Source organism: Pseudoalteromonas sp. ABV4_021 (genome assembly GCF_056159365.1).
Map to the genome: position 1 here is coordinate 390,490 of NZ_JBSWVB010000001.1, position 14,959 is coordinate 405,448.

The 14,959-nt window shown below is 38.8% G+C and carries 12 protein-coding genes; 11 read left to right on the top strand and 1 reads right to left on the bottom strand.

Going from position 1 to position 14,959, the window contains the following annotated elements; genetic code table 11:
* The 11 genes from ACXAFE_RS01845 to galE all read left to right on the top strand — a co-directional run bounded on the left by ACXAFE_RS01845 (position 1) and on the right by galE (position 14,494).
* Entirely contained in the window at positions 1 to 1,068 is a 1,068-nt protein-coding gene (locus ACXAFE_RS01845; protein WP_475147770.1) for a hypothetical protein, read from the top strand.
* A complete protein-coding gene (locus ACXAFE_RS01850; protein WP_475147773.1) occupies positions 1,068 to 1,643 on the top strand; it encodes a hypothetical protein in 576 nt (191 codons plus the stop codon). Before ACXAFE_RS01845 ends, ACXAFE_RS01850 begins: the two co-directional genes overlap by 1 nt.
* Positions 1,624 to 2,121, top strand: a complete 498-nt coding sequence (locus tag ACXAFE_RS01855; protein ID WP_475147776.1) for a hypothetical protein — start codon at positions 1,624 to 1,626, stop codon at positions 2,119 to 2,121. Before ACXAFE_RS01850 ends, ACXAFE_RS01855 begins: the two co-directional genes overlap by 20 nt.
* An 88-nt stretch (positions 2,122 to 2,209) precedes the next feature.
* Positions 2,210 to 4,141 (top strand): secretin N-terminal domain-containing protein, encoded by a 1,932-nt coding sequence (locus ACXAFE_RS01860; RefSeq protein ID WP_475147778.1) that lies wholly within the window; start codon positions 2,210 to 2,212, stop codon positions 4,139 to 4,141.
* Positions 4,142 to 4,470: 329 nt separating this feature from the next.
* Positions 4,471 to 6,747 (top strand): hypothetical protein, encoded by a 2,277-nt coding sequence (locus tag ACXAFE_RS01865; RefSeq protein WP_475147780.1) that lies wholly within the window; start codon positions 4,471 to 4,473, stop codon positions 6,745 to 6,747.
* Between the two features lie 383 nt (positions 6,748 to 7,130).
* Positions 7,131 to 8,306, top strand: a complete 1,176-nt coding sequence (locus ACXAFE_RS01870; protein WP_475147783.1) for a DegT/DnrJ/EryC1/StrS family aminotransferase — start codon at positions 7,131 to 7,133, stop codon at positions 8,304 to 8,306.
* A 296-nt stretch (positions 8,307 to 8,602) separates the two neighbouring features.
* On the top strand, positions 8,603 to 10,384 hold the full coding sequence (locus ACXAFE_RS01875) for a polysaccharide biosynthesis protein (protein ID WP_475147785.1): 1,782 nt from the start codon (positions 8,603 to 8,605) through the stop codon (positions 10,382 to 10,384).
* Positions 10,385 to 10,418: 34 nt separating this feature from the next.
* Positions 10,419 to 11,105 carry a SapC family protein gene (locus ACXAFE_RS01880; protein ID WP_475147788.1) on the top strand — a complete coding sequence of 229 codons (687 nt, stop codon included), beginning with the start codon at positions 10,419 to 10,421 and terminating at the stop codon, positions 11,103 to 11,105.
* Between the two features lie 41 nt (positions 11,106 to 11,146).
* The gene (locus tag ACXAFE_RS01885; RefSeq protein WP_475147792.1) at positions 11,147 to 12,358 is read left to right on the top strand and encodes a glycosyltransferase family 4 protein; all 1,212 of its coding nucleotides are present in this window, start codon (positions 11,147 to 11,149) and stop codon (positions 12,356 to 12,358) included.
* A gap of 141 nt (positions 12,359 to 12,499) precedes the next feature.
* Positions 12,500 to 13,456 carry a DHH family phosphoesterase gene (locus ACXAFE_RS01890; protein ID WP_475147796.1) on the top strand — a complete coding sequence of 319 codons (957 nt, stop codon included), beginning with the start codon at positions 12,500 to 12,502 and terminating at the stop codon, positions 13,454 to 13,456.
* 18 nt (positions 13,457 to 13,474) lie between these two features.
* Positions 13,475 to 14,494, top strand: coding sequence for a UDP-glucose 4-epimerase GalE (gene galE / locus ACXAFE_RS01895; RefSeq protein WP_475147799.1), 1,020 nt, complete (start codon positions 13,475 to 13,477; stop codon positions 14,492 to 14,494).
* Between the two features lie 40 nt (positions 14,495 to 14,534).
* On the opposite strand, the gene ACXAFE_RS01900 is transcribed toward galE, so the two are convergent.
* Positions 14,535 to 14,939, bottom strand: a complete 405-nt coding sequence (locus ACXAFE_RS01900; protein ID WP_475147802.1) for an acyl-CoA thioesterase — start codon at positions 14,937 to 14,939, stop codon at positions 14,535 to 14,537.
* Between the last annotated feature and the right edge of the window lie 20 nt (positions 14,940 to 14,959).

The following is a 14,959-nucleotide window of genomic DNA, read 5'->3' on the forward strand; positions in this document are numbered from 1 at the left end:
ATGTCAGTTATTTCAAAACTTCTCGATATTGCAACTAGTAAATGCTACTACTTTGACTGTGAAAATCTTTTAGGTAGCGAAGGTAGAGTAACTGCTCAAGTTAAAGGGAGCGCAATTGTTATTTTGCGGGCCAAATCTTATTTTGTTGATACTCACTGGTTTCCGGATGTTGGTCGCAACTTAAATAAGCTAGTAAAAACTCATATAAAATATAACAATCCAATTAATGCTGATAAAGTGATTTGGCGCGTATTGAACTCTGAGGCCGGGAAGAGCAATGTTGCCATGTTTTATATTCCAAACGATGTTGTTGAATCGGTTTTACAGAAAGTGGAGTATAATGTAGCACTTATTCCAGAAGAGTTGCTTATTGAACGACTCGGTGCTGAGAAAATAAAATTAAGCTTTCAAGGTAGCATATTAAACACAATAAAATTTGGCGAATCAGCGAATAATCACTCGGTTTTTGACACACTGGTTGCAAAAGAAACTAACACGATAAATGTAGACTCTGTGAGAATGTGGAGTGATTTATTATTAAAGTCATTTCATGCAAAAGATCTGTTGCTAGTTGGTCAACTTATTAAGAAAAAAAACCGAGAGCGTTTAATCCCCAAACTAGAGGGGGTAACGACTGGTGTGTTAGCATGTTGTGCTGTTTATATTATCGTTAGCTTCTTGTTTGTTGAGTATCAAAAAATTCAAATATCTGCTCATCTAGACGAGCAGAGAGAGCTCCTTAAGACATTAGCCGATAATAAATTTGAGTTTGAGCAAAAAAAAGCAAACTTGGATCTGCTGAGCATTCCATTTGGAAATAAGCCAACAAAAACTATGGCATTAAGTATTATTGCAGAGGCATACAACCAAGCTGATTTTAGGCTTGAGCAATTAACTTACACGCGCAGTGGCATCGTTATCAAAGGGAAAACGGAAAACGCTGTTGCTGTATTTGAAGCCCTAACGAATAATTCTAAAATTGAGAATGTTCGTTATGTTAATCCTACGTTTCAACGAGGGCGTTATGCGACATTTAATATAGGTTTTAATATTAAGGAGGGGGCATAATGTTTTCTATAATAAGGTTTTTAGAAAATAAGTTACCCCAAACACCAAAAGCACAAATTGATTATTTATTCATATTAACCATCATAGTGTTTATAAAATTTATAATTGTCCCTCTTTACGATGTGCGTCAAAAAAGTATTGAAGAAGTCGAAACGCTTGCATTACAAAAGCGTAATATAAGAAGTGTTGAAGAGTCGATTCGAGATTATAAAGAAACCACTTCTCAGCTTGAAGAACTTGAAAAGGCGTATTCAGACTTTATATACAAAGTCCCCAATTTGCAAAGATTGCAGCTTGATTTAGAAAAAGCAATTTCAAAACGCCTTAAAAAAGATAATCTACAACAGCAAAAGATTACTTGGACTCCAATCGAAAGTGAAGGCACAATCAAAGCGTTAGGTGTTAGCATTGCAATTCGTGGTTCGGCAATTGACATTCAAAAAGTAATCGATGAGTTTGAGCAGCAAGTCCCTCGCAAAGTAATTTTAACCATGTTTTTGAGATCGCAAGGTACATCTGATCAGACTGTCGCAAACTTAAATTTTCAAGTGTTTTATGAAGAAACTGACTTATAAGCCTTTAGTAGTAGGCGTCATTTTAGTGCTGGTATTTTTAGATACTCTAAAGTTGAGTAGTTTAATTGGGGAAGCAAAGTTAGCTAAACGTGAGGAGGTTGAGTTGCCCAATAGGCCAGCACTCTACCAGGCTGAATACACGCTATCCGATAGTATTTTTGGAGCACCGAGAGTGTCTAAACCTAAAGTAGAACCTAAAAAGCCAAAGGGGCCGAGAGAAGCGATGCTTGGTGATTCAAAAGTGACCCTTAAAGCTATCGTCCTAGAAGAGCAGAAACGCATAGCCTTAATTGCTGTTGATAATTACCAGGGCGATAATAAATCAACTGTCGGCGGATTAGTAAAAATAGAACAAGGTGTAGACTTTTTAGGTTACAAAGTTGAAAACCTCACACTTAATCAAGTTGTGTTTACAAAAGATCAAACTCGCGTTTCCATTAAGTTATTTGAAGCGAAAAAGTCAAAAGAAGAGAGTTAAGTTTAAGATGGCAAATAAATTAAGGTTCAGTTCGCTATTGGTAGCAACTTGTTTTTTATCAGCGTGTTCAGCGACAAGCGATAAAGTAATGATTCAGCCGTCTATTTTGAGCAAAGAATCGTTGGTTGTAAAAGATAGAAATATTGAATATGACAAAAGTGAAACTAAAAGCAAAGTAACAACTCTCGACCCTTTACTTGCTCAGGAAATTACACTGGAGGCTGCTGCGGAACTCCATATTCCTGAGTTTAAAGTCGATAAAATGAGCACACTATCAGTTTCTGCAAATGATCTCGGATTAGCTGATTTCTTACATTTAGTGTTGGGCGAAAAGTTAGGCATCAACTACGTAATTGATGATAGTGTAAAGAATAAGCGTAACGAAATTACTTTAAACTTACCTACAGCGGTTACGGCTGAGCGCTTGTATCGTCTTACGGTGCAATTATTAAAAGAGAAAGAAATCAAGCTCGAGTCGAAAGATGGGATTTTATTTGTTTTGCCTCAGCCATCAAATGCGACAAGTCAGTATACTTTAGGCGTCGGTAAAGCCCTTGCAGACATACCTGTAACTGCGGGCCAAATATTACAACTTATCCCAATAGAGTACGTAGATTGGGGATCACTAAACCGCATGCTTAGGCAGCTTACAAACGCCAAAGTTCAGTTTGTAGATAGTCAAAATGCAATAATGATGACTGGCACACGTAAAGAAATAGAGCAGGTCGTTCGTGTTGTAAACACATTTGATAAGGTTTCAGTTCGAGGGAGAAATATCACTCTAATCGAGCTTGTGTATATGACGCCTGATGAATTCAAAGAACAATTGAAAGTTGTATTTGATGCTGAAGGAATTACATTTAGTAGCAGCGGTAACGACGGTGCAATGGTTATTACCCCTTTGCCTCGAATGCGCTCAATTTTAATTCATACAAATTCAAAGAATTTATTAAAACGTGTTGAATATTGGGCTAAACAACTCGATGTGCCAACATCAAGTGACGGTAAACGTTATTTTACTTACTTTCCTCAAAATGTAGAGGCCAAGCAAATCGGTGAGAGCATTAGTCAGCTATTTGGTTTAAAGCAGGCATCAGAGCAATCAGAAAACGGTAAAAGAGCAGCAACTGTTAACTCCAAAGGTGGAATGCTAAGTAAAGACCTTGCGATGGCTGTTGATGAAACCCAAAATGCGTTAATGTTTTACACAACACCATCACAATATCACGAGATAGTGAACCTTATCGAGCAAATAGATATTTTGCCAAGCCAAGTACTCATTGAAGCTGCCATAACTGAAGTAACACTTGAGGGTAACTTTAGTATGGGGGTTGATTGGTCATTAGCCAGTGGTAACTTCAAAACTGGTACACAAGGGGGCTTAGGTGAAATTGGTGGTGGTTTAACATATCAGCTTACAGGCCTTGATTACAGCGTCACAATGGCGTTTCTGCAGGGGCAATCTAAAGTAAATATCTTATCTCGCCCACGTATTTTAGTTAAAGACGGTAAATCAGCAACGCTTAATATAGGTACGGAAGTGCCACTTTTAACGCAAACGTCAACAGACTTAGACCCTAATAGTGATAGAGTTGTACAAAATGTTCAATACCGTACAACAGGTGTTAATTTAAGCGTTACGCCAACCATTAATGCGCAAGGTGTTATTAGTCTAAAGGTGAGTCAAACGGTATCTGAAGCAGGTGAAAACAAGTTAAGTGGTGTTGATTCACCGCTGATTTTAAATCGAGCTTTTAATACAGAGCTATTGAGTCGTGACGGTCAAACTGTGGTACTGGGTGGTTTAATTAGTGAAAACAAATCTGAAGGTTCTAGCCAAGTACCTGTTTTGGGTGATATTCCGATACTTGGACAGCTATTTAAAACGCAAAGTGATAGCAGTAATCGGGTTGAATTAGTGGTTATGATTACTCCGCGTATTATCAAAAGTGATCAAGATATTGATGAATTGTTAGAGTTAGTTACTGGGGATTTTGAAAATCTCTTTCCGGCACAATAAATAAGCTAACAAGTTATTTACAAAGGAAATCAATTTATGCTTAAATGGCAGCGTTAACTCACTTAAGTGCATCGTTACAATCATGTAAATTAAGTGCTTAGTAGGAGTTGCAGCTCAATGCCATTTAAGTTTGTAATACTGCTTTATGTAATAATAAAGTAGATTGAAACTTATGGTCAGATGTTTTATTGTAAGCGCTGCTTAAAAGAGCAGTAAAATTACAATAAAAATTTGACACCTAGTCAGATTATGGTTTAATTACTGAGCCTTAATTTGATCATAGGGCATTTTGGTTAACCAAAATTCCAAAAATATTCATGGAGAATGAAATGAAATTTAATAAAGCTCTGCTTTCTTTAGCAGTTGCAGGTGCGCTAGCAACTCCAGCTGTTGTAAATGCAAAAGCGCAAATCGTAGTTAACGATTCAACTGAAGGTCTTCCTTTATCACAACAAGACATCTTAGACGGCCCTAAAGCTCAGGTAGTTGGTCTTGGTATTCGTACTTTCGCTGCATCAGCATCTAACGACGACGTTACTGTTGATGAAGTATACGTTCGTGATAATGGCGACAATACTGCTAACACTAACGTAATCAAGTTAGACGGCCCAATGCCTTCTACAGTTGGTCGTGAAAACGTATCGGTTGTTTACTCAACTGACGTTCAACTACCGGACGAAGGTACGCTTAAGTTCTCAATCGTTGGCGCTGCAGGTGGTTTTAACCCAGCAACAGCTAAAACAGCTGTACTAATGGCACAGAAAGTTTCATTACCAACAATCGGTGCTGGCGATGCTGAATATGATGCTGATGGCGCTGGCGCTGGCGCACCAGTAGCTATTACTTTTGGTGATTCTTGGACTGATGTTGATGGTAGTGGTACATTCAATACTGGTGATATCGTAACAATCGGTGGTGTTGCTCAAGCTCCAGCTGTAGCAGCTTCTACGCTAACTACAGTAGTTGATGTTGCAGGTGGTGCTGGCTCTGCAGGTTCTGTTGAGTTTGTTCAAGTAGGTCAATCATTTGACTACGCGAACACAAACGGTGCAGAAGATCCGGATGTTGAATACATCACTTTCCAGATTGATACTGACCAATTAACAGATAACGATCGCTTTGTACTTGATAGCAACCTGTCTTCAGGTGTTGCTGGTGTAGGTTTCGCTAAAACTACTGGTGAAGCTGGTACAGATGCAGCTGGTGACGTGTACACTCTAGGTTATAACAGCCTAGCTGACGGTACAGGTACAAGCTTCACTGGTTTACGCGTATCTGACGGTACTTTCATTCAAGGTGATTCACTACCACGTGATATTCAAATGTATGTTGCTCAAGAGCCAGCAGCAGCAGGTGAGTACACGCCAATTGATTTCGTAGTTTCTGAAGGTGCAGCTGTAAATTCAACTGTTAGCATCGAAGTAGACGAAGCAGCGAACACCGCAGGTCTTCCTATCGCAGCTGCTTTAGCTGAAGAAGAGCTAGCAATCACTATCGTTAACGGTCTACGTGTAGATATCACAAGCAAAGCAACTTCTCTAATCGACGTTGAAGCTGAGAAAGGTTCTCGCTTACAGTTTGTTGCAGAAGGTCTTGCAGGTGCAGGTGATACTGACCTTGATAAGTCACGTGCGACAATTAAGCTAGTTAACACTGCTGATTATGGCGTAACTCTAGACGCAGGCGATAGCTTTGAAGTTGCTATTTCTCGTCCAGATGGCGAAAACGTAGATGGTGTTGAAACAATCACTATTGATGGCCAAGAAATGGTTGGTGCTAACGGTGTTTGGAAACTAGAAGACATCAACTTCACTGGTGCTAACTCAATTGCACTTGAAACTGGTGCTGAAATTGAAATCACTGTAGACGAAGAAAACATTCTTTACCCTAACGTTGAGTCTTTTGACTGGGTAACAACTGTTTCTGTAAACAACGACGGCGCAGATGACGGTGAAGCTGGTTCAGCTGAAACACTAGTTGTTCCAGTAACTGGTGACGGTGAAACTCACTTATGGTCAATCAACGGTCTTCAGGCTAAGATCCCTTACCTATACCACATCAACTCAAGCGACTGGTCTTCAGTTGTTAAAGTTGTAAACGAAGCTAGCAACTCTGCAAACATTTCTGCTGACGTTGTACTTTCTGCACTAGGTAACGCTGCATCTGTAGTTGACGAGAACGGTGTTCAAACTAAAGCAATGGCTGTTGCTGGTACAGATTGGGCTGAGTTCGACGGTACAGACCTAGCTGGTGAGACATTCAACATTGAATCTCTAGCTATTGTTCCTGCTGAAGGCCACGTAACGTTCAATGGTCAGCACATCATCGAGAAAATCTTCGGTGCAGACGCTGAGCAAGTTGCAACTAACTACCACATTGAAATCACAATGCTAGTAGAAGCTGCACAAAACAAAGTTCACGTAGCTGCTCAGAACAAGAACCCAGAAGGTCGCGCAGACTCTCCAGTTCTTTACAACATCAACCAACAATCAGTTGATAACTGTGTTAATTATCAAGTAACAACAGGTGCAGGTTCAAATCTTGTTGCTGGTGATGCTACTACAACTTGTACATCACGTACAGTTGATGGCCGTGTATGGCAATAATTTTAGCTTTAGCTAAAGTTATTTAAAAAGAGCGCTTCGGCGCTCTTTTTTGTTTGCTAAAGAAGCTATTGGTTTAAAGGATAATGCGCCGAAGCTTATAGTTTTTTAATATCAATACTGAATAGCTATTACTCATTCCGAGCTTTTAAATTACCAAACTATATCTAAATCGAAGATCCCGTTGCTATAAGATTAATAATTGTTCGTTTATTATGCTTAATATATTCAGCTTAGATACCCCTCTAAATTTAGCTTAAGTGCTTAAACAACAAGCAATTGCCTTTACCGTAAAACCCCTAGTTAATTTCATTATTTTACTAAATCATGGTTTTCTGAATCACCTAAGGGTAAAATGATGATAATTTGGTTAAATTTGGTTAATTATGTTAAACACCCCATTTAGTCCTTGGCCTTCGTTTAGTGAACAAGAAGCAGAAATTGCAAAAAATGTTTTACTGTCTAATAAAGTAAACTATTGGACGGGTAATGAATGCCGTGAGTTTGAAAAAGAGTTCGCCTCATTTGTTCACACTGAGTATGCCATTGCCGTAAGCAATGGCACTACCGCGCTTGAGTTAGCGTTAAAGGCCATCGATATTCAACCTGGCGACGAAGTAATCGTGCCACCACGTACCTTTTTAGCAACCGCGTCAAGCGTTGTTACTTGGGGTGGTATACCCGTATTTGCAGATGTAGAAATTGACTCAGGTAATATTTGCCCTGAATCTATCAAAAAACACATTTCGCCTAAAACTAAAACAATAATTTGTGTTCATTTAGCGGGTTGGCCATGCGATATGGATGCCATTATGGCAATTGCAAAAGAGCATAATCTGCGAGTGATTGAAGATTGTGCTCAAGCCCATGGTGCAACTTACAAGGGTAAACCTGTTGGTAGTATCGGTGATATTGGTTGTTGGTCGTTCTGCCAAGACAAAATTATGAGCACTGCTGGTGAGGGGGGTATGATTACCACTAATAACAAGGAATATTGGCAAAAAATGTGGTCATTTAAAGATCACGGAAAGGACTTTGATGCTGTTTATAATACACAGCACCCCCCAGGTTTTAGATGGCTACACAATAGTTTTGGCACCAACTACCGTATGACTGAAATTCAGGCAGCAATTGGCCGTTACCAGTTAAAACAAATGCCATCTTGGTTTGCAAAGCGAAATGCTAATGCAAATGCGATTATTAATGCCGTTAATGAGTCACAAGTTGCATTTGTACCCGAATATCCAGAGACAATCGAGCATGCACAATACAAACTTTATGCTTATGTTAAGCCTGAATTGCTTGCTGAAGGTTGGACCCGCGACCGAATTGTAGAAGAAATCGTAGCTAAAGGGGTGCCTTGCTTTCAAGGTTCATGCTCAGAGGTTTATTTAGAAAAGGCGTTTGACAATACGTCGTTTAGACCGTCAGAGCCTTTAACACAGACACAACAAGTTGGTGAAAGAAGCTTAATGTTTCTGGTTCATCCTACGCTTACAGAACAAGAAATAGCTAAAACGACAAGTGCAGTTTCAGACGTACTTAGTTTAGCTACAAAATAGAAGTTATTTCACCGTCAAACGTTGGTTTGACGGTGAATCTATTGGCTTTCAATATCTTAGCAACGTTGCCTAATTTCCTTACCGCTTTTTAGATTTTTATTACAGTTATGCTATAATCCCTCGCCTTGCTAACTGTAATACGTATTGTGTGAATTGGACTAATAAATATGAAGATGATTAGACGGATCCTTAATCTCCCTCGAGTTTACAAAAGACTTATTACACTTATTATTGATTCCATTTTTGTTTCTTTAGCAGTTTTAGCATCGTTTATCACTCGAAGTAATGAAATTGCGGTGATAGCTGATTCACAAGTGTGGCTATTAATCGCGACTATTTTGCCGATAAGCCTATTGGCGTTTATTAAATTGGGCTTGTATCACGCCGTAATGCGATATATGAGTTCACAAGCATTAGGTGCCGTGTTACTTGGTGTTACCTTTTCTACAATCTCTTTCGTTATTGCTGCGTTGTGGTTAGATCTTGCTGTGCCAACAAGCCAACCATTAATTTATGGCATTTTTTGCTTGTTGTTTATTGGTGGTTCACGCATTACATTGCGAGCATTATTCGGCCGCGTTCAGGTTCGCAGAAAAGAACCCGTAATTATTTATGGTGCTGGCTCTGCAGGTCGACAACTATCTAATGCGCTACATAACAGCACTGATTATCAACCAGTAGCATTTATTGACGATGACCGAAATTTAACAGGCACTATTTTACAAGGTGTAAAGGTTTACCATAGCAAAGAACTTGAAAAGGTTATTGAACGCAAAGCGGTTAATAAAATTTTACTTGCGATTCCGAGTGTTGAAGCGGCAAGGCGAAAGGAAATTTTACTTAGCTTGGAACACTTATCAGTAAAAGTGTTTAGTATTCCGAGTGTTGATGACATTGTGAATGGTACTCATCAAGTTAATGAAATCAAAGAAGTTGGCATAGAAGACTTATTAGGACGAGACCCTGTTCCTCCTGTGCCAGAGTTAATGCAAGCTGATATTACAAATAAAGTAGTCATGGTGACAGGTGCGGGTGGTTCTATAGGCTCTGAGCTTTGTCGTCAGATTTTTAGTGCTAAACCAAGCGCTTTAATTTTGCTCGAGATATCGGAGTATAATTTATACTCCATAGAAAAAGAATTACGCAATCAGATAACGAATTCAGGTTTGGAAATAGAGTTACTACCTTTTATTGGCTCAGTGCAAAATAAAAACCGAGTTAATGCTATTTTAGAACGCTATCAGGTCGACACGCTGTATCATGCAGCAGCTTATAAACATGTTCCTCTTGTGGAATATAATATGGTTGAAGGGGTTGAGAATAACGTATTTGGTACGCTTATTATGGCTGAAGCTGCAATTCAGCACAAAGTAGACACTTTTGTACTTGTATCAACCGATAAAGCCGTTCGCCCAACTAATGTAATGGGTGCAAGCAAGCGTTGTGCTGAAACAATCTTACAAGCGTATGCGCAAAACCAAAATAATACTCGTTTCTGTATGGTTCGGTTTGGTAATGTTCTTGGGTCATCTGGCTCTGTTGTTCCTTTATTTAGAAAGCAAATTGCTACTGGCGGACCATTAACGTTAACACATGAAGAGATTACACGTTATTTTATGACAATCCCAGAAGCCGCTCAGCTTGTAATTCAAGCTGGGGCAATGGGTCAGGGCGGTGATGTTTTTGTACTCGACATGGGTGAGTCTGTTAAGATAAAAGACTTAGCGGTGAAATTAATTCATCTTTCAGGCTTACAGGTGAAAGATGAAGACCACCCTTATGGTGATATTGAAATAAAGTGTACTGGTTTAAGGCCAGGTGAAAAACTATATGAAGAGTTGTTGATTGGGGACAATGTTAAGCCAACTAGTCATGCAAGAATACTAACTGCGAATGAAGAGTTTCTTCCCTTGGAAGAGCTAAAAACATTGCTAGGTAATCTAAAAATGGCGTGTTTAAGTCATGATGTTCAGCAAGTAAGAGAAATTTTAGTTGGTGCTCATTTAGCTTTCACACCAAAAAGTGATGTTGTCGATCTTTATTTAAGTGATAAAGAAGTTGATCGTTCGGTAGTTTAACAAATTAATAAATTTAAAAATTTGGAGATAAACAATGAGTCGTAATTATGAAGCATTAAATTACGCGAAACACGGAAAATTATTAATAAAGCCCGGAATAGCGCTTGATGCATTTAAAAGTAGCAATATCGTTCCTGTAGTTCTTAATGAATTTGAAAGGGTAGCATCAGAGTTTCCGATTGTTTTTGTTAAAAATGAAAATAATGAACTGTCACCTGCAGCTTTACTCTCTTTAACCAAAGATAATAAATATATCTCTGATGACAGCTGGCAATCTAGAATTGTTCCGCATGCTCTAGTTAGTCAACCTTTTGCTTTATCTTTAGATGATAAATCAGGTAAATATATCGTAGCTTTGAATATAGAACATTCGTTTGTTAACGAGAGTGAAGGTCTTTCAATTTTTAATGATGATGGTTCGGAAAGCGAGGCTATGCTTGAGCGGAAGAAACATTTAATGATGTGTGTTCAGCAATCAAATTTAACAGAGCAGTTTACACGCATACTTGTAGATAAAAAGCTAATTACAGAGCGTCAATTTTCAATTAAAAAAGGCGAAGAGACTATTCAATTACCGAGTTTCTATATTCTTGATAAAGGTGCTATCGAAAACTTATCTCAAAAGTCTCTAATCGAATTCAAAAAAATGGGAATTCTAGGTAAATGTTATGCACTCGCACATTCATTAGAGCAGTTAGGTAAACTTGCTGAATCAATTTAATGAGAGTCATTTATCTCCACCAGTATTTTGTGACGCCTGATATGGCAGGTGGAACACGCTCTTATGAAATGGCTCGTCGTTTAGCTTCCAAAGGGCATGAAGTCCATATGGTAACCTCTTATCAGAAAGTTTCAGAAAAAGCTGATTGGTTTGAATCAAAAGAGGCGGGAATTAATGTTCATTGGTTCCCTGTTACTTATTCAAATGAGATGAGCTTCTCTGAGCGTATAAAAGCTTTTGTAAGGTTTGCAATTGCTGCGAGTAAAAAGGCGCAATCCTTAAAGGGAGATGTTGTCTTTGCTACAAGTACTCCACTAACAATTGTAATTCCGGGCTACTTGACTGCACTAAAAAATAAAATCCCTATGGTATTTGAAGTGCGGGATTTATGGCCAGAGTTACCAATTGCGATGGGGGCGCTTAAAAACCCTGTAACAAAATGGTTAGCTAAACAGCTCGAATTGTTTGCTTACAAAAATGCACGTGCAGTTGTGGCTCTGTCGCCAGGCATGAGAGATGGTGTTCTTTCTTCAGGTTATAATGAACAGCAAATCGCTGTTATTCCAAATAGTTCTGATAATGATCTGTTTGAAGTCCCAGACTCTTTAGGAAAAGCTTTTTTAGAACAACGCAATTGGAATGATAATCGACCATTACTAGTTTATACTGGTACATTTGGCCTTATAAATGGCGTTAGTTATTTGGTTGATTTAGCCACAGAACTTGAAAAATTCGGCTCGGATATCCGAATCTTACTTGTCGGCTCAGGCAAAGAGTATGAGCAGGTTAAGCAACAAGCAGAACAACAAAGAGTTTTAGGAAGAAACTTATTCATTGAACCTGCATTACCAAAAAAAGAAATTCCAGCTTTATTGAATGCAGCTACCATGGCGTCAGCTTTGTTTATTGATAAGCCAGAAATGCGAGCGAATTCCGCGAATAAATTCTTTGATGCGTTAGCTGCTAGCAAGCCACTTTTTATCAATTATGGTGGTTGGATGGCTGATTTGTTAACTGAAAAGTCGGCTGGTTACGTCGCATGGCAAAAGCCACTGCCGCAAGTTGCACAAGACCTAGAAAAGCATTTGCATAATGAAGAGTGGTTACAAAGTTCTGCACAGGCAGCAAAAAAACTCGCAATAGAACAATTTTCTCGAGATATTCTCGCTGAACAATTAAATGGTGTTTTGCTTAGTGCAACTGGTCAGAGCGAAAAAACGCCAAAAGAGTTGACTAAAGAGTTTTATTCTTAGTAAATGAGTGATAAAGCATAGTGCTTTGTCACTTTCTATATCTATAAAAAATTATCATTCTAGTTTAAAGCAATTTGTTATTTTAATTATTACTCCCAGTAGAGGATAATTTTTTAAAATGTACTCTTATTATTCAAAGCTATGAACTACGACGTATTTAACGGTGACGCCGATGGCATTATCGCTCTTCTTCAATTGCAGCTTGCAAACCCTACTGAAAGTAAAAAAATTACTGGTGTAAAACGCGATATTCAATTGCTTAAACAGGTAGATGTTAAGCCAGATGATAAAATTCGCGTGCTTGATATCTCAATGGAAAAAAACATGGAAGCGCTTCATAAGTGTTTAGATACTGGTGCAGAAGTATTTTATGTCGACCACCATCGCGCAGGTGATATTCCGCAAAATGATAAACTAAAAGCCCATATTGATTTGGATGCAAATACCTGTACTAGTTTAATTGTGAGTAATTTACTCGATAAGCAATATCACCTTTGGGCAATTACAGCGGCTTATGGCGATAATATGGTTGCTACTGCCGATATTGAGGCAGATAAACTCGGATTAACACAAGAGCAAAAAGACAAGCTAAAAGCGTTAGGGGTTTATATTAACTATAACGGCTATGGGAGTTCGATTGAGGATTTACATTTCCACCCAGAAGCGTTGTTTGAACTATTGCTTGATTATTCATCACCTTTGCAAGTTATAGAGCAGAAAGATTCGATTTTTTACCAATTGGAATCGTTATATGACGCCGACATGGCAAAGGCGCAAGCTGCGCAAGTGATGTATGAAAATAATGCGGTTAAAGTTATTTTATTGGAAGATGCACCATGGGCAAGGCGTGTAAGTGGCGTTTTAGGCAATGAACTCGCAAACCAATCACCAAATAAAGCGCATGCGGTACTCACTCGTCATCAAGAGTCGGGCTATACTGTGAGTATTAGGGCACCATTAAATAATAAGCAAGGTGCAGACAAAGTAGTAACTCAATTTGCGACCGGTGGTGGGCGAGCAGCAGCAGCTGGAATAAACCAACTAAGTGAAAATGAACTCACACGATTTTATCAAGTATTTGGCGATTACTACTCATAACGTTTAAGGATTTAACACATGACGGTACTGGTTACTGGTGGGGCGGGATATATTGGCTCGCATACTGTAGTTGAGCTTTTGCAAACGAATCTTGATGTTGTTGTCATTGATAACTTATCAAATTCATCCGAAGAAGCGTTAAAGCGTGTTCAGCACATCACAGATAAGTCAGTAACATTTTATCAAGGTGATATTTTAGATTCTGAGCTGTTAGATTCAATTTTTACTAAGCATAGTATTGATAGTGTTGTTCACTTTGCAGGACTTAAATCTGTGAATGAGTCTATTACCATGCCGTATAAGTATTATGAAAATAACGTTCAAGGCACGCTTAATCTGCTTACAGCAATGGATAGAGCAGGTGTTAACAAATTAGTCTTTAGCTCGTCTGCAAATGTTTATGGCACACCAGAATCGCTACCTGTCGTCGAGACTGCTCCGGTAGGAGGGACAAGCAACCCTTACGGAACATCCAAATACATGGTTGAACGTATTTTACAAGATTTAGCTGCATCAAATGAAAAATGGCGTTTTGCAATTTTACGTTATTTCAATCCAGTAGGTGCGCATAAATCGGGTCAGATTGGTGAAGATCCTAACGATATTCCAAACAATTTGTTGCCTTACATTTCACAAGTTGCTATCGGCAAATTAGATTGCTTAGGCGTGTTCGGTGATGACTACGACACGCCGGATGGTACAGGTGTACGTGATTATATTCATGTGGTTGACCTTGCACTTGGTCATTTGAAAGCGCTTAATAAATTAGAATCAGCGAATGGGGCGTTAGTGTATAACCTAGGTACTGGAAATGGTTTCTCTGTACTTGAGATGGTCAAAGCTTTTGAGGCGGCCTCCAAAAGAACCGTAAAGTTTGAAATAATGCCACGTCGTTCGGGAGATATCGCAATGAGTTATGCAAACCCTGAAAAAGCTAAAAAAGAATTAGGCTGGGTAGCACAGCGCGGGCTAGACGATATGATGGTTGATGCATGGCGTTGGCAAAGTCAAAACCCTAATGGTTACGCTGACAACTAATTAATAAAAAGGATGCTTACGCATCCTTTTTTAATGACTATTACTCGCTGCCACTTAAAGGGAACAGGTCATTGATCTCATCGGGTAAAAAGGGCCTGCCTTTTTCATTTACTGATGTGCCAATTACAAGTGCTTCTACAGCTACTTTGTTATCTTTTTTTCGCACAACGCGTTGGCGAAAACCAAATTTCAGTTTTGAAAGGCGCTCTGGGGCCACTTCAACATAAAACTCGTCGCCTGGTTGCAATGAAGTTTTAAAGTCAATTTCGCTGCGTATTACCACCAAGTTAATTTTATCGGCTGCTAGCTTGGCAAAATCGACATTGTTGGCATATAAAAACTCGTGGCGTGCATGTTCTAGGTAATTAAAATATACGCCGTTGTTTACAATGCCTTGTAAGTCACATTCGTAATCTCTTACTTTTAGTTCGATTCGAAAGGTCATAAATCTAGTACTCAAATTCT

Coding starts and splice junctions, on each gene's coding strand:
- ACXAFE_RS01855 (WP_475147776.1), top strand. CDS start 1,624: ATGAAGAAACTGACTTATAAGCCTTTAGTAGTAGGCGTCATTTTAGTG.
- ACXAFE_RS01850 (WP_475147773.1), top strand. CDS start 1,068: ATGTTTTCTATAATAAGGTTTTTAGAAAATAAGTTACCCCAAACACCA.
- galE (WP_475147799.1), top strand. CDS start 13,475: ATGACGGTACTGGTTACTGGTGGGGCGGGATATATTGGCTCGCATACT.
- ACXAFE_RS01885 (WP_475147792.1), top strand. CDS start 11,147: ATGGCAGGTGGAACACGCTCTTATGAAATGGCTCGTCGTTTAGCTTCC.
- ACXAFE_RS01890 (WP_475147796.1), top strand. CDS start 12,500: ATGAACTACGACGTATTTAACGGTGACGCCGATGGCATTATCGCTCTT.
- ACXAFE_RS01865 (WP_475147780.1), top strand. CDS start 4,471: ATGAAATTTAATAAAGCTCTGCTTTCTTTAGCAGTTGCAGGTGCGCTA.
- ACXAFE_RS01900 (WP_475147802.1), bottom strand. CDS start 14,939: ATGACCTTTCGAATCGAACTAAAAGTAAGAGATTACGAATGTGACTTA.
- ACXAFE_RS01880 (WP_475147788.1), top strand. CDS start 10,419: ATGAGTCGTAATTATGAAGCATTAAATTACGCGAAACACGGAAAATTA.
- ACXAFE_RS01870 (WP_475147783.1), top strand. CDS start 7,131: ATGTTAAACACCCCATTTAGTCCTTGGCCTTCGTTTAGTGAACAAGAA.
- ACXAFE_RS01845 (WP_475147770.1), top strand. CDS start 1: ATGTCAGTTATTTCAAAACTTCTCGATATTGCAACTAGTAAATGCTAC.
- ACXAFE_RS01860 (WP_475147778.1), top strand. CDS start 2,210: ATGATTCAGCCGTCTATTTTGAGCAAAGAATCGTTGGTTGTAAAAGAT.